At 33.4% G+C, this 26262-nt stretch carries 29 protein-coding genes; 8 read left to right on the forward strand and 21 right to left on the reverse strand.

Annotated features, from left to right (window positions below):
* Positions 1 to 75 precede the first annotated feature (75 nt).
* Both ACNFIH_RS13260 and ACNFIH_RS13265 read right to left on the reverse strand, forming a co-directional pair.
* Positions 76 to 525 carry an N-acetyltransferase family protein gene (locus tag ACNFIH_RS13260; RefSeq protein ID WP_426483511.1) on the reverse strand — a complete coding sequence of 150 codons (450 nt, stop codon included), beginning with the start codon at positions 523 to 525 and terminating at the stop codon, positions 76 to 78.
* Positions 513 to 1412 (reverse strand): LysR family transcriptional regulator, encoded by a 900-nt coding sequence (locus ACNFIH_RS13265; protein ID WP_426483512.1) that lies wholly within the window; start codon positions 1410 to 1412, stop codon positions 513 to 515. Before ACNFIH_RS13265 ends, ACNFIH_RS13260 begins: the two co-directional genes overlap by 13 nt.
* A 147-nt stretch (positions 1413 to 1559) precedes the next feature.
* Between ACNFIH_RS13265 and ACNFIH_RS13270 the strand changes: the two genes are divergently transcribed.
* Positions 1560 to 1955 carry a rhodanese-like domain-containing protein gene (locus ACNFIH_RS13270; RefSeq protein WP_426486725.1) on the forward strand — a complete coding sequence of 132 codons (396 nt, stop codon included), beginning with the start codon at positions 1560 to 1562 and terminating at the stop codon, positions 1953 to 1955.
* 138 nt (positions 1956 to 2093) lie between these two features.
* On the opposite strand, the gene ACNFIH_RS13275 is transcribed toward ACNFIH_RS13270, so the two are convergent.
* The 6 genes from ACNFIH_RS13275 to ACNFIH_RS13300 form a co-directional block, all read right to left on the reverse strand.
* The gene (locus tag ACNFIH_RS13275; RefSeq protein WP_426483513.1) at positions 2094 to 2513 is read right to left on the reverse strand and encodes an SRPBCC family protein; all 420 of its coding nucleotides are present in this window, start codon (positions 2511 to 2513) and stop codon (positions 2094 to 2096) included.
* 1 nt (position 2514) lies between these two features.
* The gene (locus ACNFIH_RS13280) at positions 2515 to 3153 is read right to left on the reverse strand and encodes a tetratricopeptide repeat protein (RefSeq protein WP_426483514.1); all 639 of its coding nucleotides are present in this window, start codon (positions 3151 to 3153) and stop codon (positions 2515 to 2517) included.
* Between the two features lie 66 nt (positions 3154 to 3219).
* Entirely contained in the window at positions 3220 to 3384 is a 165-nt protein-coding gene (locus ACNFIH_RS13285) for a hypothetical protein (protein WP_426483515.1), read from the reverse strand.
* Between the two features lie 32 nt (positions 3385 to 3416).
* A complete protein-coding gene (locus tag ACNFIH_RS13290) occupies positions 3417 to 5810 on the reverse strand; it encodes a M28 family peptidase (RefSeq protein ID WP_426483516.1) in 2394 nt (797 codons plus the stop codon).
* Positions 5811 to 5820: 10 nt separating this feature from the next.
* Positions 5821 to 6168: a hypothetical protein gene (locus ACNFIH_RS13295; RefSeq protein WP_035652746.1), complete on the reverse strand. Its 348-nt coding sequence runs from the start codon at positions 6166 to 6168 to the stop codon at positions 5821 to 5823.
* A complete protein-coding gene (locus ACNFIH_RS13300) occupies positions 6165 to 7694 on the reverse strand; it encodes a bifunctional GNAT family N-acetyltransferase/carbon-nitrogen hydrolase family protein (protein WP_035652749.1) in 1530 nt (509 codons plus the stop codon). Before ACNFIH_RS13300 ends, ACNFIH_RS13295 begins: the two co-directional genes overlap by 4 nt.
* 184 nt (positions 7695 to 7878) lie before the next feature.
* Here ACNFIH_RS13300 and ACNFIH_RS13305 point away from each other — a divergent pair, with 184 nt between their 5' ends.
* A complete protein-coding gene (locus ACNFIH_RS13305) occupies positions 7879 to 8202 on the forward strand; it encodes a single-stranded DNA-binding protein (protein ID WP_035653503.1) in 324 nt (107 codons plus the stop codon).
* Between the two features lie 68 nt (positions 8203 to 8270).
* On the opposite strand, the gene ACNFIH_RS13310 is transcribed toward ACNFIH_RS13305, so the two are convergent.
* From ACNFIH_RS13310 to metG, 8 genes are all read right to left on the reverse strand, one after another.
* On the reverse strand, positions 8271 to 8963 hold the full coding sequence (locus ACNFIH_RS13310; RefSeq protein ID WP_426483517.1) for a DUF2461 domain-containing protein: 693 nt from the start codon (positions 8961 to 8963) through the stop codon (positions 8271 to 8273).
* 352 nt (positions 8964 to 9315) lie between these two features.
* The gene (locus ACNFIH_RS13315; RefSeq protein ID WP_142451389.1) at positions 9316 to 9834 is read right to left on the reverse strand and encodes a ferritin; all 519 of its coding nucleotides are present in this window, start codon (positions 9832 to 9834) and stop codon (positions 9316 to 9318) included.
* A 91-nt stretch (positions 9835 to 9925) separates the two neighbouring features.
* Positions 9926 to 11377, reverse strand: coding sequence for a hypothetical protein (locus tag ACNFIH_RS13320; RefSeq protein WP_426483518.1), 1452 nt, complete (start codon positions 11375 to 11377; stop codon positions 9926 to 9928).
* Between the two features lie 155 nt (positions 11378 to 11532).
* Entirely contained in the window at positions 11533 to 12669 is a 1137-nt protein-coding gene (locus tag ACNFIH_RS13325) for an OmpA family protein (RefSeq protein WP_426483519.1), read from the reverse strand.
* A gap of 107 nt (positions 12670 to 12776) precedes the next feature.
* Positions 12777 to 13406: a CatA-like O-acetyltransferase gene (locus ACNFIH_RS13330; protein ID WP_426483520.1), complete on the reverse strand. Its 630-nt coding sequence runs from the start codon at positions 13404 to 13406 to the stop codon at positions 12777 to 12779.
* Positions 13406 to 14113 (reverse strand): HAD family hydrolase, encoded by a 708-nt coding sequence (locus ACNFIH_RS13335; protein ID WP_426483521.1) that lies wholly within the window; start codon positions 14111 to 14113, stop codon positions 13406 to 13408. Before ACNFIH_RS13335 ends, ACNFIH_RS13330 begins: the two co-directional genes overlap by 1 nt.
* Before the next feature lie 237 nt (positions 14114 to 14350).
* A complete protein-coding gene (locus tag ACNFIH_RS13340) occupies positions 14351 to 15238 on the reverse strand; it encodes a DMT family transporter (protein WP_426483522.1) in 888 nt (295 codons plus the stop codon).
* Positions 15239 to 15341: 103 nt separating this feature from the next.
* Complete coding sequence (gene metG / locus ACNFIH_RS13345; RefSeq protein WP_426483523.1) at positions 15342 to 17477, reverse strand: methionine--tRNA ligase; 2136 nt, start codon at positions 17475 to 17477, stop codon at positions 15342 to 15344.
* Between the two features lie 346 nt (positions 17478 to 17823).
* On the opposite strand from metG, the gene ACNFIH_RS13350 reads away from it, so the two are divergent.
* Both ACNFIH_RS13350 and ACNFIH_RS13355 read left to right on the forward strand, forming a co-directional pair.
* Positions 17824 to 18051, forward strand: a complete 228-nt coding sequence (locus ACNFIH_RS13350; protein WP_142451396.1) for a CDGSH iron-sulfur domain-containing protein — start codon at positions 17824 to 17826, stop codon at positions 18049 to 18051.
* Between the two features lie 133 nt (positions 18052 to 18184).
* Entirely contained in the window at positions 18185 to 19312 is a 1128-nt protein-coding gene (locus tag ACNFIH_RS13355) for a DinB family protein (protein ID WP_426483524.1), read from the forward strand.
* A gap of 50 nt (positions 19313 to 19362) precedes the next feature.
* Here the strand turns inward: ACNFIH_RS13355 and ACNFIH_RS13360 are convergent, their stop codons facing one another.
* The 4 genes from ACNFIH_RS13360 to ACNFIH_RS13375 form a co-directional block, all read right to left on the reverse strand.
* Complete coding sequence (locus ACNFIH_RS13360; RefSeq protein ID WP_426483525.1) at positions 19363 to 20094, reverse strand: hypothetical protein; 732 nt, start codon at positions 20092 to 20094, stop codon at positions 19363 to 19365.
* Between the two features lie 122 nt (positions 20095 to 20216).
* A complete protein-coding gene (locus tag ACNFIH_RS13365; protein ID WP_426483526.1) occupies positions 20217 to 21119 on the reverse strand; it encodes a PhzF family phenazine biosynthesis protein in 903 nt (300 codons plus the stop codon).
* A 63-nt stretch (positions 21120 to 21182) separates the two neighbouring features.
* On the reverse strand, positions 21183 to 21740 hold the full coding sequence (locus ACNFIH_RS13370; protein WP_426483527.1) for a YdeI/OmpD-associated family protein: 558 nt from the start codon (positions 21738 to 21740) through the stop codon (positions 21183 to 21185).
* A gap of 54 nt (positions 21741 to 21794) precedes the next feature.
* The gene (locus ACNFIH_RS13375) at positions 21795 to 22244 is read right to left on the reverse strand and encodes a protease complex subunit PrcB family protein (RefSeq protein ID WP_035652784.1); all 450 of its coding nucleotides are present in this window, start codon (positions 22242 to 22244) and stop codon (positions 21795 to 21797) included.
* Between the two features lie 322 nt (positions 22245 to 22566).
* Between ACNFIH_RS13375 and ACNFIH_RS13380 the strand changes: the two genes are divergently transcribed.
* The 4 genes from ACNFIH_RS13380 to ACNFIH_RS13395 all read left to right on the forward strand — a co-directional run bounded on the left by ACNFIH_RS13380 (position 22567) and on the right by ACNFIH_RS13395 (position 25659).
* Positions 22567 to 22737 carry a hypothetical protein gene (locus ACNFIH_RS13380; RefSeq protein ID WP_167498086.1) on the forward strand — a complete coding sequence of 57 codons (171 nt, stop codon included), beginning with the start codon at positions 22567 to 22569 and terminating at the stop codon, positions 22735 to 22737.
* Between the two features lie 52 nt (positions 22738 to 22789).
* On the forward strand, positions 22790 to 23332 hold the full coding sequence (locus ACNFIH_RS13385; RefSeq protein ID WP_426483528.1) for a DMP19 family protein: 543 nt from the start codon (positions 22790 to 22792) through the stop codon (positions 23330 to 23332).
* 125 nt (positions 23333 to 23457) lie between these two features.
* Entirely contained in the window at positions 23458 to 24024 is a 567-nt protein-coding gene (locus ACNFIH_RS13390; protein WP_035652790.1) for a hypothetical protein, read from the forward strand.
* 84 nt (positions 24025 to 24108) lie between these two features.
* A complete protein-coding gene (locus tag ACNFIH_RS13395) occupies positions 24109 to 25659 on the forward strand; it encodes a patatin-like phospholipase family protein (protein ID WP_426483529.1) in 1551 nt (516 codons plus the stop codon).
* Positions 25660 to 25723: 64 nt separating this feature from the next.
* Here the strand turns inward: ACNFIH_RS13395 and ACNFIH_RS13400 are convergent, their stop codons facing one another.
* Positions 25724 to 26206 (reverse strand): hypothetical protein, encoded by a 483-nt coding sequence (locus tag ACNFIH_RS13400; RefSeq protein WP_426483530.1) that lies wholly within the window; start codon positions 26204 to 26206, stop codon positions 25724 to 25726.
* Positions 26207 to 26262 lie beyond the last annotated feature (56 nt).

The raw sequence follows: 26262 nt of genomic DNA on the forward strand, positions 1-26262 counted from the left end.
TGCTAAGACGCCAAGTTTAATTTTCTTTGCGACTCTGCGACTTTGCAAGATTAAATAGCTTCAGTTTTATTTATATTACAAAGTTAGCGTAAATCGGACTTTATCTTTTCCTTTTGCACCAATTCTCTTGTAAAATTTGATTGCTCGTTCATTGAATTCTGGAGTCTGCCATTGAATATTTACGCAATTGTTTTGAGTTCCGATTTCCTTGAGCTTCTCAATTAAAACTTCTCCAATTCCAAAACTTCGTGCGTTTTCTTCTAAAAACAAACAATCCATGTATAAAAATGTTGAGGCATCCCAGGTCGAAAAATCAAAAGTATACGAAACATAACCAACAATTGTTTCTTTTGTGGCAACAACCAAACAGAATAATTTGGGTTTTTCGCTGAATAAAGCTTTCTTTAGATTCTCTTCTTTTCTTTCAGATGAAAATTCGGCTTTTTCGAATTCTGCATGTTTTTGAAGCAAAACTAAGAGTTTAGGTAAATCTGTGATTTCACAATTTCGGATTAAATATTCCATTGTAAATTAATTTCGGTTTGAAGAAAATTGATGAAATGATGAAAATAATCCGGATAATTTTCATTCGCGCGGGTTGCAATGAAATGTTTTCGCTTCAAACCATTTTTCCCGACTTTGATTGCTCTTATCGGGCTGGTTTTTAAATGTGGCTGAAGCGCCCATTTTGCCATTGACATTACGCCCATATCAGCTTTTACCATTTCCAGAGATGCTTCTGTTAGCGGCATCGGTGTAATTTTCTTTGGTGAAACTTTGGCTGGAGCCAAAAGAAATTGGTGAATAGTCACGGTTTCCATCGGAAGTGAATGAATAATCAAATGTTCATTTACAAAATCCTCTGCAACAACATATTTTTTATCAGCCCACGGATGATTTTCAGAAACCGCCATTACAACTTCGTCTTGAAAAAGCTCGGTGTATTTAATGTTATTGTCTTTAATCGTATCGCTTACAACGGCAATATCGATAGTATTATCCAAAAGTTTTTGAAGCGGAATATGAGTCGCTTCGGCAACAATTTTCAATTCGACATTAGGATACAGCAAATGAAATTGTTTCATAACCGATGGAAGCCAGTGGTAACTGGAAAAACATTCGGTGCTGATTCGGATTTCACCATATTCTCCAAAAACCATTTGTTTGATTTGCGTTTGGGTTTCGGTGAGTTTGTCTAGGATTTCATTAGCTAAATCATAGATTTTTTCGCCCGCTTTTGTTAAAACCAATTTTTTGTTGGTTCGCAAAAAAATGGCCGTACCCAATTGATATTCCGCTTCTTTGAGTTGATGACTCAATGCCGATTGTGTCAAATGAAGTTTGTCGATTGCTTTTGTGATGCTTCCTTCTTCAACAATTGCTTTTATCAATTTTAAGTGGCGTATTTCCATTTTTAGACTATTAATACACAAAGTAACAAAATTTTAGAGTGGCTTTTGTATGAAAAAAAGTAATGTTCTGCATGAATTCTTTTCGTTTTTATGAAAGCTGAAACCGTTTTACTTTTGGAAAAACAAAAACCTTTAAAACAACAAACTATGGAAGCGCAAATCAAACATTACGAAAATAAACTGGCCTTTGAAATGGATCCTTCTGATTTATTTGAAGCTTTAAATAATGGTGAAAAAGTAATTGCACTTGATGCCAGAAAAGCTTTTGGATTTGAAGCAGAACATATTCCGAATGCGATTAATATTCCGCATCGAGAAATGAATTTAGAAACAACACAACATTTAGACCGAGACGTTTTGTATGTTACGTATTGCGACGGAATTGGCTGCAATGCTTCAACAAAAGGCGCTTTGAATATGACAAAATTAGGATTTAAAGTGAAAGAACTAATTGGGGGAATCGAGTGGTGGAAGTTTGACGGTTATGCAACAGAAGGCACAAAAGGAGTGAAGGAAGGATTGAAAATTGAATGTGCATGTTAAGCCTTTAAAGGTTCTAAGATGCTAAGATTCTAAGGTGCTAAGTTTTTTAGCAAACAAGCAAAATAACAAAAAGCACTATTTTCATAGTGCTTTTTTAAATCTTTGTCACTTTGTAACTCTGTTTCTTTGTACCTAATTTTAAGCCTCAATTAAAGCTTTTAAACCTTGTAAAATTGGATTTTCTTCGCCTTGTGATTCTTCCTGAACGGCTCCCGGACGATTGTCTTCCTGGATTATTTCGAGTTTTACTTTTTGATTTTCTTCAGATAAAACATAATTCATGATGAAATAGTTCTCTGGTTTATCTTCTAATCCCGGTCTTGGGAAAAATAAAGAGTAACTAATTTTCTGATTTGGAATAACTTCTAAAACCGTTCCCCATTGTTCGAAAACTTGGCCTTCCCATTCATTTCTAAATCGTATTTCAGTGCCTTTCTCCCAGTTTGTGACGAGGTTACTTCCGTATTGCCATTGTTTCACCAATTCTGGTTTTGTCAAGGCATTCCATACTTTTTCGATTGGGGCATTCAGAACGATTGTAGAAATATTTGTTGCCATTTTATTCTATTTTAACATTGTTTTTCTCTGCAATTTTTTTGAATAAATCTTCTTTGTTTTCCGATTTCATCTTCTGATAAATAGCACCCAGCATTTGCTCAGAATCTTTCTGATAATCTGAATTTTCATTCGTATAAATAATATGCGCCATAAAAATATTGTCCAATGCCTTTTCATCATCTTTCATCAGAAAATAGTTCTTTCCGGCGCCAAAGTATCCTTCAGCATTATTTGGATGATATTGAATCAGTTTTTCATAATAGCTGATCGCAGTTTTATAATCGGATTTAAAAGTATAAACAACGCCAATATTCATCAAAGCAAAATTCCCTTCGGGATAAACTTCTAATGATTTCTTATAATATTTTATCGCGTTATCGTAATCATTCAATTGTCGGTAGGAAACTGCGATATCATCAAGCGCAAGAACAAAATTTGGATCTTCATTTAAAGCCAGTAAAAAACTTTCAATAGCCAGTTTGTAATTGTTCTTTTGCATAAAATCTTTCGCAATTACATAAAAATTCTGCGCTTTTTTATTTTTTGATTCGCCGTAAAAAACATCGTCTTTGTTTTCCGTTAAACTCGGAACCAAGTTGGGACATTTTTTAGAAACGACACCTTGAATTTTAAGAATCATGGTTTTAATTCCATCAACTGTATTTATCGATTCTCGGACTTTTGGGTCTTTATCTGTTAAAATCAGTTAGGCCATTGGTTTTGTGAGACAATCTCTGTAAACATCTTCTGTAATTTTTGAACTTTTTTCCAAACACTCACAGGATTTTGCTGCGATTTTTTCTTCGACCGTTTGTGCTTGAAGTGCTGAAAGACTTGTAAAAGTTAAAAAAAGCAAGAAGTTTTTTTTCATCTTAAATAATTAAAATTAGGCTGAATTTGTTTTTATTCTGGTTTAATAACTGTTGGTTTTAAACTGTCTTTCACAACGGCCAAACTGTCTGTTACCGGAGCAACAGGCAGTTGAGGCACAGGTGCTGTGTATCTTTTTATTTTTTGCTGAACTAAAACAGCGTCATTCAATACAAATGGAGTTGGCATCATCCAATCGCTTCTTGGTTTGACTTTAAGCAATGGATTAGTCATTAAATCGAAAGAGCTTTCAATTAAATCCATATCAAAAACCGATGATTTGTTAATGTAGAATTCCATTTCAAGAGGTTCGTTTCCAACAACATAATAACATAATATTTTTGCACCTTCACGCTCAAGTTTATTGGTTTTTTCGCCTGATGTTGCAACACCGTTTGCCTTAAAGTTATAAAATGTCATTTTTGGATTGGCAAAAATGTCATAACGGTTTACTTTTCGGTTTGGCGTTATTCTGATTTTTAGAAATCTTTTGTTGCCTATTACGCTGTCTCTAAGGAAAGAAATTGTTGGTTTTGGAACATCAACAACAGGAGCAATCGCGCTATAAGTAAAGCCAGAATTGTATTTGCTGGCAAGCGGAAGACTATTTAATCCAACTGCTTTTTGATTTTTTTCACCCAAATATGATTTTGTCCAATCGTCTAAATTAACATCATAAGTTGTCCATACAGCCGAATTGTTGTTTGCATTATAAACATATAACAAACTGTTTGATTTTGCTTTTCCGTGCTCGTATCCAGAATGATAGCCCGCATAGATGAAAAAACCAATTGAAATGGCAAAGAAGAACATCGTCCAAACTCCTTTTTTAATAAAAGAGCCAAATACCGGAAGAAGTAAGCCAAATGCAAGAACGGTTAGGATGGCACTTCCAAAAAGAATTTTTAATCCCAAACCAATTGGAAACATTACAATAAATGGCGCAATGATGATTAAAGCCGGTATAGAAAACAATAAATTTAATGCTAAACTATTGTGTCCGGTAAGAACATAAATTCCGAATAAAATTATACCAAAATAAACCGGAACAATTAAGAAACCTGCTCCAACCAAACTATTGGCAATAAAACCATTTATGATAATCCAAAGCAGCAATGCAGTCGCAAAATGATTCATAGATGATTTTGGTTCAGAAAAATGATGATAGAATGCAAAACAAATAGCTATGCTTAGCGTAACAAATGCGCCAATATAAGCGTGGCCGTTATAAGTGAATCCGTTTAGTAAATCAGAATATTGCGGATAAATTTCTAAAACAATTTTCCATCCTAAAAAAGTTACTAATCCAGCAATGACTACAGCTCCAATAAGTGGTACAAAGCCTTTGAAAATTTCTCTGAAGCTGATGATATGTTTGGCTTTTCCAATAAAAATAAAAAGGATAAGTAATCCTAAAGCGATCAGCGTCATTGGTGTTACCCACGAAAAAGGATAACTGATAAAAGAAAATGGAACACTGAAATAAACATCGTCTTCTGTAGAGTCAGTAGCGTTTAAATCGGTATTTGATAAATATTTTAATAAGGGCATCAAGTAAGATCCTTGATGTGCCAGGGTAGTTTTATTCAAATGTTGTACGTCGTCTTGCTGTGTGTGATAATTGTAATGTCCGTCGATAAAAGCAAAATTAAAACCCTGAATTTTGCCTTGTTCTCTAAAAACAGTTAAATCGGTATCATTTGGAAGCATTTTGTAAATGCTGTACATCAACGAATTAGAAACTGGATAAGCTGTTTTTGCATTTGCAAATTCCTTTACAAGAGCTTTGTTTCCTTTGTTGGTTTCCATCAACATGTAACTCGGACCAGATGATCCTCTTGCTTCGAAGTTTAGTACTAAACCAACATCTTTTGCCCATGGATGTTTGTTTACAAAAAGTGCTGCACCATTTAAACCTAATTCTTCAGCATCAGAAAAAAGAATTATAATGTCATTTTTTTGAGGCTGTTTAGCATATAAAAAAGCACGAATTCCTTCAAGAATTGTTGCAACTCCTGATGCGTCGTCGCTGGCACCTTTTGAAAAAGAATGGGGAGCACTGTCGTAATGTGAAAGAAGTAAAAGCGCTTTTGAATTATTAGTTCCTTTGATGCGCGCCAGAATATTTTTAGATTTTACCAAAAGACCTCTGTCATTAAGTGTAAATCCTTCCTGAACGGAAGTTTCTAATCCAATTCTATTTAGTTCGAGTATTAGATAATTTGCTACTAATTCATGATTGGTCGACCCTACATAATGCGGTTTTTGCGCAATTATTTCTACCTGATTCAAGGCTCTTTCCGTCGAGAATTCAGCGAGTGCTTCTTCTTCCCGAGAAATATATTGTGGCATCATTGTGGCATAAATAATGCCCAAAATGCCTAATACACAAAGAAATCCAAGAATTGAGGTGGGGTTTTTTTTCATGATGAATAGTCTATATTTCTTTTTTAACTAGCATAAAATAATCGTTATCCAAAGATCGATATCCTTGGTCATACAAGAAATAGTAGGTATTTCCTGTTTTGGTCTGCAAGATATTGGTAAAGAAATCAAAATCAAAACCTTTATTTATCATTTTTTCCCTCGTTGCTTTCGATTTCCCTTCGGTATTTAACTCAGCCAAAATACGGTAATTTTTGCGTAATTTATTGTTTACATTTCGCATAAAATTAGTGCTGTCTTTATTTATTTTGTTGTTGTAGGCATTTCGGCAGCTGTCTGAGCAAAATTTTTTGTCTTCTCTGCCAACAATTTTTTCGGAACATTCGAGGCAAGTCTTCATGAATTTAGTTTTTTAATTTCATATAAATCTGTTCTTCTGTCTTTTAAAGTGTGGACACTCCCATGTTCGTGAAGTTCTTTTAATAAATTTAAATCGACGTCGACAATTAATGTCATTTCTGTATTTGGAGTCGCTTCTGCCTTAATTCCATTGCTTGGAAAAGCAAAATCCGAAGGTGTAAAAACAGATGCCTGCGCATATTGAATGTCCATATTATTCACTTTCGGAAGATTCCCAACGCAACCAGCAATCGCAACATAACATTCATTTTCGATTGCTCGAGCCTGTGAGCAATGTTTTACGCGCGTATAACCATTTTGGGTATCGGTTAGAAATGGAACAAAAAGGATATTCATTCCTTCATCGGCCAATAATCTTGAAAGCTCTGGAAATTCGACATCATAACAGATTAAAATTCCAATTTTGCCACAATCGGTATCAAAAGTTTTGAATTCTGAACCGCCTTTCATTCCCCAATGCACCACTTCATTTGGCGTGATATGAATTTTAGTATACATTTCCGAAGTTCCGTCTCGTTTGCATAAAAAACCAACATTATACAAATTGCCATTTTCCATAAGAGGCATGCTTCCGGTTATAATGTTGATATTGTATGAAATGGAAAATTCCTGGAAACGTTTTCTGATTGGGTCCGAATATCGGGCGAGTTCCCGAATTGCTTCTGCTTCAGATAAATGATTATAATCGGCCATCAAAGGCGCAATGAAAAGTTCTGGAAATAAGGCAAAATCGCTTCCATAACCAGAAACTACATCAATAAAAAACTCTGCTTGTTCAAAAAATTCTTCCAGATTATTCAATTGACGCATCTGCCATTGAATCAACCCCAATCTGATGACGCTTTTTTCAAGATTGATTAGTTTCGGACTTTCGTCATAATAAATATTATTCCATTCCAGTAAAACCGCAAATTCTTTTGATTCTTCATCGCCTTCCAGATAATTTTTGATGATTCTCAAAACATGAAAATCATTGCTTAGCTGAAAAGAAAGCACTGGATCATAAAGTTCTTTATGCTTTACTTTTTCGATATAATTTTTTGGAGTTAATTTTTTAGAATGTTGTGCATAATTCGGAATTCTTCCTGCAAATACGATCGCTTTTAAATTCAGCTGTTCGCAAAGTTCTTTTCGTGCATCATATAAACGTCGGCCCAAGCGCAGACCGCGGTAATTTGGATGAATAAAAACATCAATTCCGTATAAGATTTCTCCATCAATATTGTGTGTGGAGAATGTATAGTTGCCCAGAATCTGACTGTAATTGTGTCTTTTGTCAACGAGTTTTTCATCAACAATAAGCGATAATGCCGATCCTACCACTATGCCGTCTACTAAAATGACCAATTGACCTTCTGGAAAAATGGCTAATAGTTTTTCGATTTCTTTCGATTCCCAATATGAATTTGCCATTTCAGGATAAGATTGAATCATCGAATTTTTTAATTGCTTATAGTCTTCGATCTCTAAATTACGAAGCTCAACTTTATTGATTTTTGTCTGCATATCGTAGGATTTCTCTCAAATATACAAAAATATTTCCATTTACAAACGCTTACAAATAGTTACAATCGAAAGTAAATAGTTTCCTACCGACTAATTTTTGGTAGCGAAAACATCTTTGCATCGTTGAATTTGAAAAACAGATTCACATTTATAAAAACATTAAAAAGTATAAGCCATGAATGAAATGAAAAACAGAGTACAATTAATTGGGAACGTAGGCGGTGAACCAGAAATCAGAACTTTAGAAACAGGAAAAAAGGTTGCGCATTTGACCATCGCAACAAATGATTATTACAAAAATGACAAAGGTGAAAAAGTGCAGCAAACAGAATGGCATCGCGTAACCGCTTGGGGAAAAGTTGCTGAAATTATTGAAAAATATGTAGTAAAAGGAAAAGAAATCGCTGTTGAAGGCAAATTAACGCACAGAAGTTATGATGATAAAAACGGCGAAAAAAGATATGTTACAGAAGTAATTGTAAATGATATTTTATTGCTCAGTAAATAATTTTTGATTGAGTACAGCAAACCCGACAGATTTCAAAAACCTGTCGGGTTTAATTTTGTGCCGAATATTTATAAAACAGAAGCGCCGTTTATATCAGTTGTAAGTACTTCACTCATATAATCAAAAAAAGGTCTCATATTTTTGAAAGCGTCTAAAGCCATTTCCAAAAATTGCGGACTCAATACTTCTTCGTCAGTAAAACGTTTTATAACCAAAAATTGTTTGAAACGCAGTAAATCAATTGCCGGATGATCAACATCAAAGCCTTTTGGTTTTGTTTTGAGTTGTTCGCCTTGTAAAGTTCCGAAGTTACTGACGAAAGATTTTGCATTCAATATTTTCTGAAAAGTCTCAGGATCTAGTGCAAACTCTGTTCTGATTCGTTTTAAATCTGCGGCATTTGGTCCCCAAAATCCTCCGGCAAAAAAACTATTTCCTTTTTCCAAATGGAAATAATATCCGCCGCGTCTGGCAGCAGTTGCGCGCGTGTAACTTCCTCCCCAAAAATGTTTAAAAGGAGTTTTATCTTTAGAAAAACGGATATCACGGTAAATTCTATAAACACTTTTTTTGCCTGAAGTATTTTCTAAAACATCGGTTTTGGAAAGTTCTTTTAGTAAAGCGCCAGCAAAATTCTCAATATGATTTAATTCGATTAAATATTGTGGTTTATTGGCTTCAAACCAAGGTTTGTTATTGTTTTCTTTGAGTTGAACCAAAAAATCAAGACTAGATTTTGGGATCGTAATATTGTTTTCCATAATTAAATTTAAATATCAGAAGCGGACTGCAATTTAAAACTAAAAAACCCACCAGAGAAATCTGATGGGTTTTGTTTTATATCGTTAAGCAGTTTTTTTGAATAAATCAAACATCGGACAACGCGAGCAACGCTTCTTTTCGCTTTTTTTATATTTCTCACAGCAAGAAGATTTACAGTTTTCCAACTTCTTAATGTTCTCAAGGATAACTTTATTCTTCTTTTTCTTTTTATCCTTTTTCTTGTCCTTGTCTTTTTCTTTCTTGCCCAATTTTCCTCTGTATTATAAAAACAGTGGCAAATATATAGCAAAAAAGTTATTTTTAAATGTTCTAAATAAACTTTAACTTTTTTTATTTTGGATTGATAGCGATTGAGCTTGTAACTGTTAATTGCTGAATATCACGGTCAAACAAGTAAAGTCCGCCTTTATCATCGCCAATCAAGTTGATTTTATCCAAAATAGATTTAGCTGTAGCTTCTTCTTCGATTTGTTCAGATACATACCATTGTAAGAAATTATGTGTTGCATAATCTTTTTCTTCAAAAGTAATGTGCACTAATTCATTGATAGATTTCGAAACAAAAAGTTCATGACTATAAAGCTCCTCAAACATTTCTTTAAAAGTAGAATAGCTTGTTTTTGGCGCTTTTAAATCGGTTATGTGAGCGTGTCCTCCGCGTTCGTTTACATACTTTATTAATTTAAGCATGTGTGCGCGCTCTTCATCTGACTGTGTGTACATAAATTGAGCGATTCCCTCTAATCCGTGTACTTCAGCCCAACAAGCCATAGAAAGATAAGTTTGCGAAGATTCTGCTTCTATGCGAATTTGCTTGTTTAAAGCTGTTTCAATATTTTTTGATAGCATAATGATGTCTTTTTTGTAAAATTAACGAAAATAATTCATTCCACTTTTTAGAAATGGCTAAAACAATGGACATTTGGATGGATTCTCAATATTAATTTCTGTTTAAAGGAATAGATTTTGAAAACATTGCTTTATTCATAATAGGATTTCCTGGGTTTTGATCCATAAAACCATCTGTAAATTTGCGCATAATATAGCTTTTTTCGACTGTGTCATAATAGCCTAAAATATAGAAATCGGTTAATTTTAGAACACTTACTAAAGAAATGTTTTTGCTTGTATTCATGAAATAGTTCAGATTGTCAATCGCCAAAGGATCTAAATTAGGATTGCTTACAAACTCAAAATTAGGATTTAATGCAGCATCAAAAAAGACCATTTTGCTTGCATCTTGTACGTTATTAAAACCGTCAAGGAAGCCATTTGGCCCATAATTTACGCTCAAAGATTGATAGGAAGCAAATCCGCCAAAAGTGACAAAAATATTTTGTTTGTTTTTAAACGCTGAAAGTGCTGCATTTACGGTGGATAACTGTTTTAGAAATTTGGCTGTTGTTTTTAATTTCTGAGGTTTTTCTCCGTTAATCTGCAAAAACATTGGTGAGTTTTTAAAAGTGATCGAATCATTTTTTGAGACTGAAATATTTTTGATGCTTTTACCCGAATTAAAATCTTTTATACTGAATAAAAGCTGTTCTGTATTTGCACTAATTTGATATAATTTATTCTCCAGGTAAAAAGAGTTTGTGATTTTCGATGATAGCTGAGTTTCTGGCGTGTCAAAGATTTTTTCTGTTACCTCATTTGTCTGAAAATCAAGATTAAAAACTTGTGTTTGTTTTGTATTATAATCAAAAGTCAGGATAATGCGATCATCCTGTACGTACATTTTGCTTTTTTTCTCGCTTTTGTCCAAAGAAGAAAAATCTTCGGATTCGATTTTTTCAATCGGATAATGATATTGAACAAGCGCACTAAATGAAACACCTTGTCCTTTTTCATTCTTAAAAGAAAAAGGAGTAAAATTGAACATTTTTATTTCGCATTTTTCATTTCGGAATTCAAACAAAAGCAAATGTTCCTGATCTTTTTCTTTAGAAAGAACATAAAAAGCATTGTTTTTTTGGAAAGAAGTTATAATGTTTCCAGTGTTTGCCGGAAAATCAAAACTTAAAGTGCTAGATGTTTTGGTTTCCAAATTGTATTTCACAATTCGGATATTTTTATGATTATCAGAACCCCAATATAGCGTTGGATTTTTGTCTTCTCCAAAACTGTAACCCATCAGGATTCGTTTTTGTTCACTTCGTAAAGTATCCTTGAATTGATTAGAAAGAAATAGTGATTTACTATATTTTAAAATATTGATAGTCTTATTATCAGAAGCAAAAACATATACTTCGTGGGTTTTGGTGTTTTCAGCATTTATAAGCTGACCATTTTCATAAGGCTTATTTAAATTTAAAACAGCAGAATTTAATATAGTTTGGCTCAACAATATTGATTGTGAAAGCAAAAGACCTAGAAGGAGTAATTTTTTCATTAGGATTTGGTGGATATATTTTCAAAATTAATGAAATAAAATGATTTTTTGCAAAGGAATATTTAAAGCTCTTAAAGATAATTCTTTGTTTTTTAATGATAAAAAAAGCCCTGTAGAACTTTCTACAGGGCTTAATTCATGGAATAGAAAAGTGACTATTTTATTCTAAAAGTAACTCTTCTTGCTAATCTTCTTGCTTCTTCAGACTCTTTCTGGATAGAATTGTCAGCTCCTTCAGAGATAACATTTAATCTTGAAGATGAAATACCAGCTTTTTCTAAAATGGTTTTAACATTTGTTGCTCTGGCATTTGCTAACTTGTTGTTATATTCAGAACTTCCAACTTGATCTGCATGACCAACAATATCAATTGATGCCGATGGATTTTTTCTTAAATAAGATAAAATAACATCAATTGCAGATGTAGAATTTTCGATTGGCGTTGATTTGTTGAAATCAAAATAAACACTGTAGTATTTATCGTTGATCATTTCTTTAACAACATCTTTGTCTGAAACAACAGTATTGCTTACCGGTTTTTCAACAATAATTTGTTTTTCCGGAGCTTTTTTAATTTGCTCTTCAAGTCCAGCTACTTTATTTTCTAAAGCGGCAATATCAGCATTATTAGACATTACAACCCAATCAGCATGTTTTGTGTTTTTACCTAAGTAAACTTGTAAACCAACAGTTCCGTTAAAAAGTAAACCTGAGAAACCTCTGTTTCCTGTTGCTCCGGCTCCGTCAAAAGTACGATCTTGGTATGCATTTAAGATTGTACTCATATCTGCTGTTAAAGCAACTCTATCAGTTAATCTTACTTGTCCTGTCAAACCAGCAATTGCGTTTCCAATTCTGTCTCTAACATGGTAGTCTTTGTTTTCTAACTGAGCAACTCCAAAACCGGCGTGTGCTAATAAACCAAACGTATTAGTCCATGTTTCAAAATTCATGATACGGCCTAAGTTTGCTACTGCCTGCAAGTCAACTCTGTAATATTTTGAATCAAAAGGAAGTGAGCTGTTTTTTTGCTCTGTTAATTCATTGTATCCAAAATCAGCTTTTAAACCAAACTTATTGTTAAGCATATATCTTACTCCTAAATCAGCAGTAAAAGGACTGATTCGTGAGCTGTAATAGTTACTTGAAGTAAATGGACGCTGTGCTTTGTTAAAACCGCCATCAAGTTCTACGGACCATTTATTAAAATTATCCGCCACTTTCGTTTCTGTTTGTGCACTTACACGCATAATGCTTAATGCAAATGCCAGAGTAATTACAATTTTTTTCATTGTTATTTGAGATTTTAAATTTGCCCCAAAAAAACAATGTATTGTAGGAATTGTTACCCAGTAAAAGCCAAAATTATAACATTATAAGGTTAATCGAAAAACAGATATTATTTGTTCATTAATTCCTGAAAGAAATCTACAAATTGTCCCATATGCAATCCATCCATTAATCCATGATGAACATATACGGCCATTGAGATAGTTCTTTTGCCCGTTTCTGAAACCATCATTTTTCCGAAAGAAACTTTAGGACAACTGTCAGGAAAAGTAAAGCTTCTCGCATGTGTAAGCGATGTAAAGTTTAACCAAGGAATTGCTGAAAAATGAATCAGATTATCGTCATTAAATTCTCTTGTAAAAAGTCCGCTTGTGTTTTGAATTCGTTCGATTTCTGCTAAAGCATTTTTTTCGAAGATTTTAAAATCGGGATTGTATTCAATTAAAGAAAATCCGAAAGTTCCGTCTTCACGACCAATTGTTGCTGAAGCATCAATACGATCGTTGATGTATATTTTATCTTCTGAAATTCGGTATTTAAAATTTTCGACCGAATTTACAGCGACCAATGTTTTATGCAGGTAATAAATAAAAAAAGAAACATTCAGTTCTTTTGCGTTTTGATACGCTTTTGTACAGTCAATTTCGACAGTCGCACCAAAAAAAGGTTCTTCCATTTGTCTGAAATGGGCAAAATGCTCTTTTCTGTTCCAGTTTTCTAAATCTAAAAGTGTTTTCATTATAATAAATTCGGAACCACTTCTGCAATAGTTTCAAATGAACTAAAATGCTCGTGTTCTATAGTATGATTAATTTTTTCGTGTTCCCAAGTGGTGTGAAACGGAATATGAACGGCGTAACCGCCAATTCCTAAAACAGGAAGAACATCAGATTTTAATGAATTCCCGATCATCAAAAATTCATGTGCCTGAATATCCAAACGGGCAAGTAGTTTTTGATAATCAATTTCTTGTTTGTCTGACATTACTTCAATATGGTGAAAATAATGTCCCAAACCTGAGCGGTGTAATTTACTGTGCTGGTCTTTTAAATCACCTTTTGTAGCCACAACCAATTTGTATTTGCCTTTTAAAGCTTCAAGAGTTTCTTCGATTCCGTCAAGAAGTTCGATTGGTTTTTCGAGTAATTCTTTTCCGTACTGAATAATTTTTTCAATTACTTCAATCGGAATTGTGTTATTTGAAATGTTCATCGCTGCTTCAATCATCGAAAGAATATAACCTTTGATTCCGTAACCGTATAAAGGCAGATTGGCGATTTCAATTTTGAATAATTCCTGAGAAATACCCTGATGCGAAAGATAATCTTCCATCAAAGCACAGAATTTATGTTCGGTTTCCTGAAAATAGGGTTCGTTTACAAATAAAGTATCATCAGCATCAAATGCGATTACTTTTAAGTTTGGAATTTTAGTTTTATGTAACATAATGTTTTTTTGTTTAAAGTTTCAGGTTTCCTTTGTTTCAGGTTTTTTGCCACAGATTATTTAGATTAAAATGATTTTATCTGCTTGATCTGCAAAATCTGCGTGAGGCTTTTTGCCACGACCCGAGCGATAGCGAACAGGCGAAGCAATTCACGAATTAAACTAATTTTTATCTGCTTGATCTGTAAAATTTACTATGAATTACACAAATTATCTGCGTCATCAGCGTGCCATTTTTCAATCCGTAGAAAAAAGTTTTTTTAAAGAAATAGTTTTATCGTAAAAAGTAATTCGGATTCCGAAAAGCAAAATGATTCCACCGAAAACCATTTGTAAAGTTATTTTTTCTTCCAAAAACAACCAAGCCAAAATGGATGTAATTACTGCCTGACTTAATAAACTCAACGAAACTCTTGTTGCGCGCATATGTTGTGTTGCATAACTAATGGAAAGCCATGCACATAATTGGCAAATTACCGCCTGTAAAACCAATACAAACCAGCCTGTATTTGAAAATCCTGTAAAAGGTTCGTTTAAAGAATAACAAAGAATTCCTAAATAAAGGCTTGATGATAATAAACTGATGGTCATAAATGATAAAACATCAACTTCTGAAAGTACATTTTTGCTGACCAAAAGATAAATAGAATATAAGATTCCGGATAAAACGGCAAACAGGAATGCTTTATCGAAGTTTAAATCTATAAAAAACTCAAAACCAACTAAAGTCACCATTCCGAATAAAGCGACCAATGTTCCGATCCAGAAATTCGTTGCAGGTTTTGCTTTCAGAAAAAAGAAAGAACCTACACCAACCCAAACTGGAGACAAATTTGTCAATAGTGAAGCTTGTGTTGCGCTTGATTCCTGAATTGCGATATTCCAAACTGCAACATCAGATGAGAATAAAACACCGCAAAGTATTGCCAAAAGCGTAAATTTTAGACTTGGAAGTTTAAAGTTTTTGCTCAACAATGTATAAGGCAAAAGCAAAATAACAGCAAAGAACATTCGGTAAAAAGCCGAAATTAATCCTGGTGTTAAACGTAGTTTTACCAATATGGGAAAAATCGAAATGCAGAGTATACCGCAGATTAAGGCTAATCTTGGTTTGGTGAGTTTCATTTTAGTTTATTTTTCAAGTTTTTTGGCGTATAGTTTAAAAAGAAAATTGCGTGAATCAATTAAGAATAATCGACTCACGCAATTTATATAACGATATAAATCTTTAGTTTACAGTCGATCCGTTTGGAGCGTCAGCATCTGGATTTACAAATACTAATTTCCCTTCGGCATTAGTTGTCATCAGGATCATTCCCTGACTTTCAACACCACGTAGAGCTCTTGGAGCCAAATTTGCTAACACAGAAACACGTTTTCCAATGATTTCTTCTGGAGAAAAACTTTCAGCAATTCCCGAAACAATTGTGCGAACATCAATTCCTGTATCAACTTTTAATACTAAAAGTTTGTTCGCTTTTGGCATTTTTTCAGCCTCAAGAATAGTTCCGATACGAATATCCATTTTCGCAAAATCCTCAAACTGAATTAAGTCTTTTTGTGGTTCTGGTTGTTTGCTTTCAGCAAGATTTGCTGTTTTTGTTGCTTCCAATTTATCTATTTGTTTTTGTATTTCTTCGTCTTCAATTTTTGCGAAAAGCAATTCTGCTTCGCCAATTTTATGTCCAGCCGGAATTAAATCTGAGTTTTCAGAAATGTCATTCCAACCCAAAGTTTTGTCAATAACAATGTCTTTTGCATCGCGATCTTTCTCTTTTAAGAATTTACTAAATCCTGCAAAATGTTCTTTAAGATCATTTAAATTCAAGATTTTAGAAAGTTTAGCCGCTGTAAAAGGTAAAAACGGTTCAGCCAAAACGCTTAAAGCAGCAGCAATTTGCAACGCCACATACATTTGCGTTTTTACACGCTCCGGATTGTCTTTCATTACTTTCCAAGGCTCTTCGTCTGCAAGATATTTGTTTCCTAAACGGGCAACATTCATTAATTCGCCTAAAGCTTCACGGAATCTGTAACGCTCAACTGAACTTGAAATTACGGCTGGATACGCTTTTAATTCAGCTAAAGTTTGTTCATCAACTTCTGTAAATTCATTTGGAGTTGGGATTACACCATCGTAATATTTGTTGGTTAAAACTACAACACGATTCACAAAGTTTCCGAAAACAGCAACTAATTCGTTATTGTTTCTAGCTTGGAAATCTTTCCACGTAAAATCATTATCTTTTGTTTCCGGTGCGTTTGATGTTAAAGCATAACGCAAAACATCTTGCTTATCTGGAAACTCTTCTAAATATTCGTGTAACCAAACTGCCCAGTTTTTAGAAGTTGAAAGTTTGTTTCCTTCCAAATTCAAGAACTCATTTGCCGGAACATTATCTGGTAAAATATAACTTCCTTCAGCTTTTAGCATTGCCGGGAAAATGATACAGTGAAAAACAATATTGTCTTTTCCGATGAAGTGAACCAACTTGGTTTCTTCATCTTTCCAATATGGTTCCCAGTCTTTTCCTTCGCGCGCTGCCCATTCTTTTGTAGAAGAAATATATCCGATAGGCGCATCAAACCAAACGTATAATTTTTTTCCTTCCGCACCTTCAACCGGAACGTCAATTCCCCAATCAAGATCACGCGTTACGGCACGAGGCTCTAATCCAGCGTCGATCCAGGATTTAACTTGTCCGTAAACATTCGTTTTCCAGTCGTTTTTATGACCTTCTAAAATCCATTTGGTTAAGAAATCAGAATATCTGTCTAAAGGTAAAAACCAGTGTTTTGTTTCTTTTAAAACTGGAGTTTCACCAGTAATTGTTGATTTTGGATTAATCAAATCAGTCGCGTTCAAAGTCGATCCGCATTTTTCACACTGATCGCCGTAAGCTTCCGGATTGTCACATTTTGGACAAGTTCCAACAACAAAACGGTCTGCTAAAAACTGATTTGCTTTTGCATCGTACAATTGTTCTGTAACTTCTTCAATAAAATCGCCTTTATCATACAAAGTTCTAAAGAATTCTGAAGCCGTATCATGATGAATTTTTGCCGAAGTTCTAGAATAATTGTTGAATGAAATTCCAAAATCAGAAAACGATTTGCGGATAATTCCGTCATATTTATCAATAACTTCTTGTGGTGTAATTCCTTCTTTTTTGGCTTTCATCGAAATTGCAACGCCGTGTTCATCGCTTCCGCAAATAAATGCAACATCTTTTCCCTGCAAACGCAAGTATCTCGAATAGATATCTGCAGGCACGTAAACCCCCGCCAAATGCCCAATGTGGATTGGTCCATTAGTGTAAGGCAATGCTGCTGTGATGGTATATCTTTTTGGATTCTGTGTCATAACTCAATTTTATTGAGTGCAAAAATAAGCAATAGAATTGAGATTTTGTTATTACGCAGAGATTCGCTGAGGTTTTTGTTGAGTTTTGAATCTCGCAAAGACGCAGAGACGCAAAGTTTTGTAAGCAATCTTGTCATTTCGAGGAACGAGAAATCTCCACAAGTAGCTCGACAAAGATTGGTGACTTTAGGAATAGAGTTTACTGCGAAGATTTCTCGTTCCTCGAAATGACAAGATTAGATGAATTGTTTGTAAAATAGAACCAGTTTAAACTAGCATTCACAGTAAAATCTTCAGGATTTATTTCGCAATCTTTGCCCTTCGAAAAAAAACAAAAAACAAGTTTATGAGCAAGACAAAATTAATTATCAATAAAAACGGATCAATCAAAATCGAAGGTGATTTTGAAATCATGGATCCAGAAGGAACAGTTTACGGATTACAAGGAAGACAAGCACTAGGTCTTTGCCGTTGCGGATTATCAAACAATAAACCATTTTGCGATGGTGGACACAGAAACAATTTTGAACACGATTCTGTTGCGTTTGATTTACCTCCGATGAAAACTAACTAATTTTTTTTTTTAGTTTACAATATCTCGAAACTGCATTCCCTTGAATGCGGTTTTTTTATGTAGTTTTTTGAAAAAGTAAGTTATTACTTAGAAAACAATATTACATTTACTGCAACTTAATAATTTCCAAAAAATGAAAAAACTAATAATACCACTATTGTTTTTTGTTGCAAGTTATGCCCAGACACAAAAAACAGTCTCAAGTGATTGGACTTCTATCAATCAAACAATTGATATTAAAACTTCTGTCAAGAAAAAATTTAGAGTAATTGCTTTAGTAAAAGTTGAAACTAATGAGCCAAAAGCCTGGGCAGGGGTGTGGGCGCGTGTTGATACTAAAAATGATGAAGACGGCTTTTTTGACAATATGAGGGATAGACCTATAAAATCAAATGAGTGGCAGTCTTATACGGTTGAAGGAACAATAGATCAAAATAGTAAATCCTTAAATTTTGGAGGTTTGTGTTTGTATGACGGGAAATTTTATTTTGACAAATTTGAATTGTTTATTGAAAATGACAAAGGTATTTTTGAACCTGTAAATATTTTAAATTCAAGTTTTGAAACTCCTTTCAAAAATGGAGAAATTCCAAAATGGACACAAGGGATATCTAATGATGCTGTTGTTAAAGTTAAAGAGTATAAAATTAGTTCTGAGAAATCTAGTGTTGATGGCAAAAGCTGTATTGTAATTGAAGGAAGGGGAATAAAACCAAGATTAGAAGCTAGAATAGGAAATGTAGAAGGTGCTTCGCCGAAAATTGCGGATATGATTTCAATGCTTGAAGATCTTAAGTCCCGTGTTGAACGCACTGTTAAAAACATGAGTCAATATGAAATTGATTACCTTCATGATGCTGAAGCAAACCGAATAGGTGCCTTGGTTATGCATTTGGCTGCAGCTGAGAAGTATTATCAGGTTTTTACTTTTGAAAATAGAGAATTTAATGAAGAAGAAAAGAAAATGTGGGGTGCAGCATTAGATCTGGATCAGGCTGGAAGAGAAATAAAAGGGCATGATATTCAGTATTATTTGGATATTTATAATGAAGTAAGAGCAAAAACTATTTCAGAATTAAAAAAGAGAGATGATGCTTGGTTTGCTGAAGTACAAACAAGATATGATTGGACAAATCAGTATTGCTGGTTTCATGTTATGGAACATCAGTCAAGCCATTTGGGACAAATTTTATTCTTGAAAAAGAGAATTCCACCTCAGCAAGAACCATTAAAACCAATTAAGCAAGAGATTAAGAATTAAAATATTGGATATAAAAAAAGCTGCATTAAATAATGCAGCTTTTTTTGTGTTTATTTTACTTGAGATAATTCTTTTGGTAATCTATATAAAACAGTTTGAGTATGTACTGTGCCTGTTTGGGCGTTTTTTGAAACAGATATAGTTTCAGGAGCTTCAAAAATAAAATCGGATTCTAGTTTGAAAAATTCTTTATGGATAATTTTATCTGCTGAGAGTTTTGTAGTAGTAGTATCTTTTACATTGTTTATACTTCTTATCGACTGATCTGCATAATCTACGGTTCCTTCGATATAAGAATTCAAATTATCTACATTGTAAACCCATTTTCCATTGTCTAGAATGTTTATTGTTTTTTTCTTTCCATTAATGCTTATTTCGTTTTCGCCTAAGGGAGCATCAATAACAACAAAATCATTTGGAGCAACGGTTTTTGTTGTTGATGCTATTTTGACTTCTACTGGAACAGAGTTTCCATTGTCAATATAAACTGAAGTTCTAAAACTAGAATATACAAGAAAAAACGCAATAAAAGCTCCTACAGGTATGAAAAAGTAACTTGATTTTTCTAAATGAAGAGGCATTCCTTCTTCATCTTCATTATCAATAATAAACTGTTTTCTACTTTTAAAAATGTAATATAACGCACCAATTACTAAAATTCCATTTATTGGAGCACTTATGAAATCTGGGATTTGTTTAAATGTGCTGAATAATAAATAATTAAGTATGTAAAATAGGAAAATTGCGACTGCAAGTCTAAAAAGAATTATGATTCTATCCATATTAAAAGTTGTTAAAAGTAGATTATGGGTTAAATGTTAAATTAACCCAAATATATTATTTTTATCCATCTTTTAACAATTACTGTTTTAATTTGGTGTAAAATTATGTGAATATTTTGTAGTTAAATATAAAGCTCGCCTTTCATGGTTATAATCGAAGAACCACCAACTAAAATATCTTCTTCACGGTTCATGACTTCAATCATTGAGGCTTGTTTTAATTTTACGCCCTGAAGAATTTTATATTCTTTATCAGATTTGGTGAATTTCTTTTGGGTTAAAAAACCAATTAAAGGTCCAGCCGCCGTTCCTGTCGCCGGATCTTCATTAATTCCGATTATTGGGTTGAAAAATCTTGTTTCTACTATATGTTCTTGGCCTTCATCAGCGATGGTAAAACAATAAAAACCTTCAAAATTATATTCTTTTGATATTTCAATCAAAAGCTGATTATCCGGAACAAAGCTGTTGAGCAAATAACTGTTTTTTATAGGAACCATTATGTGTGCAACTTCTGTTTTAACTATCGTTGGAACAAAAGCATTTACATCTAAATCTTCAATTTTCAAGCCGAGTGCTACGGCAATTCTATAGGTTGGGATTTCCTGTTTGATCACTGCCGATTTTTGATGCATTTGAACAACAGGATAAAATGTATTGGTGTCAAAACTTACGGTCAACGGAATTGCAGAATGTTTCATAATTACAAAAGGCTCACTTTCGTTTTGTTCGTCAAAAATGGGCATTCCTTTTAGCAGAGCTCCACAGACTGCGCCGAGTAAATTATGTCCCGCGCCGTCGATTTCGATTCCGGTTGGGGTAAACGAACGAACTATAAGTGCTTTATCTCTTGTAGAATAATAGACAAAAGAGGTTTCGGAATAGCGAAATTCTTTAGAAATATCTTTATAAGTTTCTAATTTTAAATTGCCGTCTGTAAAAACTACAGAAAGCGGATTTCCTTTATAGCTTTCGTTTGAAAATACATCTAAAACGTAATATTCTAATGCTTTTCTTCCTTCCATTCCTTTTTCTTTTTTTTTAGACGGAATAAAGTTACTGTTTATACTATACTAAAGCAATAGGCATTACAACATTCGTTTTCCTTCGGCACTAAATTTTATTGCTTTTTCCAATCTCGAAATTCTGGTTTTTTCTTGTTTGGCGCTCATAATCACGTGAATTATTACTTTTCTGTACGATGGTGCCTGATTGCTGAAATATTCCCAAGCTATTTTATTGGCTTTAAATTGTTTTTCGAGTTCAGGATCGAGAATGTATGCTTCATTTTCATGGGAGTAAATTTTGGATCTTTCGTCAGATTTTAATTCGAAAGCTTTAATTCCGGCTTCTTTCATGAGTCCGGCTTTTGTTAGTTGCTCGACTTTCTTGATGTTGATTGCACTCCAAATACTTGATTTTTTTCTTGGCGTAAAACGGATGGTGTAACTTTCATCGTCAATAGTTTTTCGGATGCCATCAATCCAGCCAAAACAAAGCGCCTGGTCAACAGATTCTGACCAGGTCATGCAAGGTTTTTTGCTTTTTACTTTGTAGAAACCTACTACGAGTTCAGTTTCTGTTTTATGATGCTTTTCTAACCAAGTTCTGAATTTTTCTTGAGTGGAGAAGAAGGTTGGTTCCATTTTATTCCGTTATTGTTATTTGTAAAAGTATTATAAATAACAGAAAAAACGCAATTATTTAAAAACCACCTTTTTGTTTGATTTTGCTATTTTAATGATATGAAATGGCTGTGTAATTACTGAGGTTAGATTGCCTTTGTTTAATTGTTCCACTTTAACTATAATCTGGCTGTTTGATTGTGAAATTTTGGTAATGTCGATTGAATAACCGCCACTTTTGCGCACTTCATCAAAAACAGCAATGATCTGATATTTGCTAAAATCGACAGTTGTGTCAGGTGAAATATATAAAGCTTGCGTGATGATATTTAATTTTTCTAATAAAGCATTCCAGTCGGTTTGATTTGTGATTACAAGATTTGATTTAGGAATCGTTCCGGGGTATGCTCCGTAAGTGTCTCTTTGGTAAATTGTTGTAAAAGCAACATCTGATCTTTCATCATCGTTATTGCTGCAACTTGCTAATGTCAATGCAAGGGTTAAAAATAAAATAATCTGTTTCATGGTTTTGGTTTTTAGGTTGAAAATGTAATTGTAATGATTTACTAATTAAACAGATAGCGTTTTTGTTAAAAGGTTGCGTATCAATTTTAATCTTTTTGAAAAACATAAAAAATGATTTTTTCTTATGAAACGGGGATTGCGTTAGGGATAGAAGTGGAAAGCCCACAGCCTGACGAAGGAAGTGCGAGGACTTGTAACGGATAGCCCGACCCGCCGCGGCGGGAAACGCCCAAAAAAATATTTTCGAAGCTATTACTATTTATCCGAAATTTGCAAAACAATTCCGGAGCAAAAAGCACTTTATAATTAAAGAAGAGAAATCATGGCAAAAGGACCTGAAAAAAACACGAAAAACAAGGCTTTGCATACTAAATTGCTGAATAGGAAAAAAGCAAAACTTCGTGAGGAGAAAGAAGCTCAGAAACTTCGCTTGAAGGCGTTAGTTGCAAAAATAAATGAACAGAAGAAAAACGGCGAATCGGAAAGCAAGTAAATCAGCTTGGAGATTTTTCGGTTTTAGTTTAAACGATACAAAATAATATACAATGGAGGAATTCGGTAGAATAATAGTTTCAGAAACGGCAATGAATAGTGGTAATGCGCAGGATATTATCAATTCAAATATTTCGGTAATCAATTTAATGCGCGAGGAAAAAGTAGATGATGATTTGATTCACGAAGATGCTTTAATGAGTTATTATCTTGATTTTTATACGCAACAATATGCAGCGGGTAATTTTTCGCAGTTTGTTTATAATTCGGGTTGGAATAAGGAATTGAATGAACTTATTGAAGAAGGTCTGGCTTTAATTGGTGCCGAAAAGCATTTAGAATTGTTTCAGGCGCAATCAAAAAGAGTAAAATTATTAAGTAGCGTTAAAATTGCTAAATTTTTAAAGGGAAAATTTGAAGGCGTAAATCCGACCAGGGATTTATTGAACAATAATACTTTTTTTGAATTGGAAGAAAACCTGACTGAAATGAATGCGAATTTCCTAAAAAATCATCCCGATTTTGAAGTGCTTCCGGTTGATGAAATTTTCTCAGTTTTGGAGGAATTTGTTGGGCATGAGATTAAGAGAGCTTAGTTTTTTTAGTTACAAAGTTACAAAGTTACAAAGGTTCAAAGGTTTTTGATTAAAAGTGTTTTCTAAATTATTGTATTTCAATTAATTGATTTAATTTTAGTTGTTTCTAAAATCTGGAGAATTTTATGGAAGAACTTACACATATCAAATCGGTTATTGGGATTATTTTGGGTTTGGGTTTAACGCATTTAATCAAAGGTTCTGTTATTTTTATTCAGCATCCGGGACGAAAGAAAATCTATTTTGTACACTCGCTCTGGGTGTTTTATGTTTTTTTGCTTCTTATTCATTTTTGGTGGTGGGAGTTTAATCTCAAATTAATTCACGAATGGTATTTTGCCGATTATTTCTTTATAATCTGCTATATCTTAATCTATTATTTGCTTTGTGCGATTTTATATCCCGATGATCTGGTTGATTATACGGGATATGAAGATTATTTTTATTCAAGGAAAAACTGGTTTTTTGCCATCTTGGCGATCAGTTTTATTGCTGATATGATTGACACGGCGATTAAAGGCGGCGATTATTTTTTGTACAATCAAACGGAATATTACGTTAGGATTATTAGCCATATTTTACTTTGTCTGGTGGCGATTAAAATTCATAATAAAGTTTTTCATACTGTTTTGGCAATTTTGTTTATCGTTTATGAGCTCTCTTATATTTTACGATTGTTCAATATTGAATAAAAAAGATTTCAGAATTTCGTTTTCAACTTTATCCATATTCTTGTAAATTCGCTTGTATGGATTAAGCTTTTTAATAGTTTCAAAATGAGATATAAATGCAGTCAGATATTGTTTTTTCTTTTGATGCAAATTGGATTTTCTCAAAACAAAATCAATCTTTTTTCAGAGATCAATTATAATTCGATTCCCGCTGTTTCTTTAAGCGATTATAAATCGGTACAAGACCGCAGCAGCCAATTGCAAAATCCGAATATTGCTTTAGGAGTTGGGATTTCTGGTGGAGGATCACGTGCGCAGTTTTTTAGTCTGGGCGTGCTTTTAGGTTTGGAAGAAGTTCAGGAAGATAATTCGAATCGTAATTTTTTGAATGAAATCGATTATTTTTCAACGGTTTCGGGAGGTTGTTATTCGGCAGGATATTATTTGACGATTCTGAAAAACAAATTGCAATATGATAATTGTACTTTCAATGAATTTTATTTTTCTAAGAATGATGCCTATAAATCAGATGTAAATAAATCGGCTACGCTTTTGTCGCTTCTCAATAATAGCCGAAATGAAAAAGGTGAGAAAGTTTCCATGTCGCAGCGATTAGATTTAGAGGTTTTGCAGTATGATAGCGCAAATCCGGAAAATGAGAATAAATTCAAAACTCAAATGCTTTTGTCTGACTTTTTTATTCCGAAAGAAAGCAAGCTAAATCCGCAATTGCCCATGATGGTTGCCAACGGAACAGCGTATAACAACGGAGAACGTTTTCCGTTTATGCCGCACATTATTCATGCCTTGAAAATCAATTCGTCTTTAGCACCAAATAAAGCATCGCTTCCGCTTGACGGAAATCAGATTAATAATGGTTATGATTTTCCGCTGACTTATGCTATTACGGCAAGTTCTGCGTTTCCGGGCGTTCTTCCAAAAACTAAATTCGGCATCAAAAATCAGGAAAAGATTTTATGCGTGATCGATGGCGGCGCGTCGGACAATATGGGTTATGAAACTTTGATTGAATTGCTTCATAGCGATACTAAAGTGAAAGACAAAAACAAAAAAGTCCTTTTTATTGATTGTTTGGGACCGGGAAAAAAAGCACCTTTTATAAATGATGAGAAAATTAAATTGATTTCGTTGTTAGAAACAGCATCTTTATATACGGTTCAAACCCGATATATTACTTTTGAAAGAGATGTTGAAAATGTTTTGGATAAATATAAAATTCCCACTTCAAATTACCAGATTATTGGTTTTACAACTTTGCGTGATTATCTGTTGACATTAAGAAAAGATCAGGGATACGAAGATTTGGTAACACAACTGAAAAATACGGATGATGAAGCCGCAAGCTGGCTTAAGCTTTATGAGGATTTCAGAAATCAGTTAATTGAAAAATTTGGCTATGACCATTTTAAGAAAGATAAAAATGGTCAATTATTACTTTCTAGTTTAGAAAAAGAAACGTTTAAGGATTTTGGAGCTAAGGAACTTTTAATGCTTTATGAATATACTTCGCACGTTGAAACAAAACTGAAAACAACTCCGGAAGAAAAAGAAATGCTATTATTGGCCGGACGTTTTGCCACTTTTTTAAAAACAAATGAGTTGAAAGAATTGTTGACAGAAGATAAAGGATTGTAAATATAATCCCAATTAAAAAATCTTTCAATAAAAAGTAAAAAAGGACAATTGCCCAATTAAGATTTTACCTTAATTGAGCATTGTTAGAATCTGCATATTCAACCTGAATTTCTTTAATTTCTTTATCAAGTTCTAATAATCCACTAAAAGCGCCTTGCATCATTGTAGCTGCTTTCACTTCATTATCTTTAGTTGTTAAAATGTCGATGTTGGCTTCAAAACCATCCATTGAGGCTATGCTAATGTCAAACATATCCAACATCTTTTTTCTAAGACCTCTATCTGAATTTAACGGCATTAAAAGATCAACTGGTTTTTGTGCAGCAACTAATTTGTTTCTTGTTGAAGCAATTAGTTTCAGGAAATCCTTTTTTGATTCTGGTTTACCAATATAGTTTAAACTGCTGTTCAAGAAAGCGTCGTTTGCTTCAAAAAGTTTTTTATGAGCTTCGACAATTTGATTGTTATAACTCGTAGTAGTCTGTTGATTACAACTTATAAACGTTGTAGAAACAATAAATAAGAGCAATAAAGTAATTTTTTTCATAAGTTTTGACGTTGTAAATTATTGTTAAAACAAATATATCAGAATTATTTTAGTAA

The organism is Flavobacterium sp. 2, from assembly GCF_049949195.1.
Taxonomy (GTDB): domain Bacteria; phylum Bacteroidota; class Bacteroidia; order Flavobacteriales; family Flavobacteriaceae; genus Flavobacterium.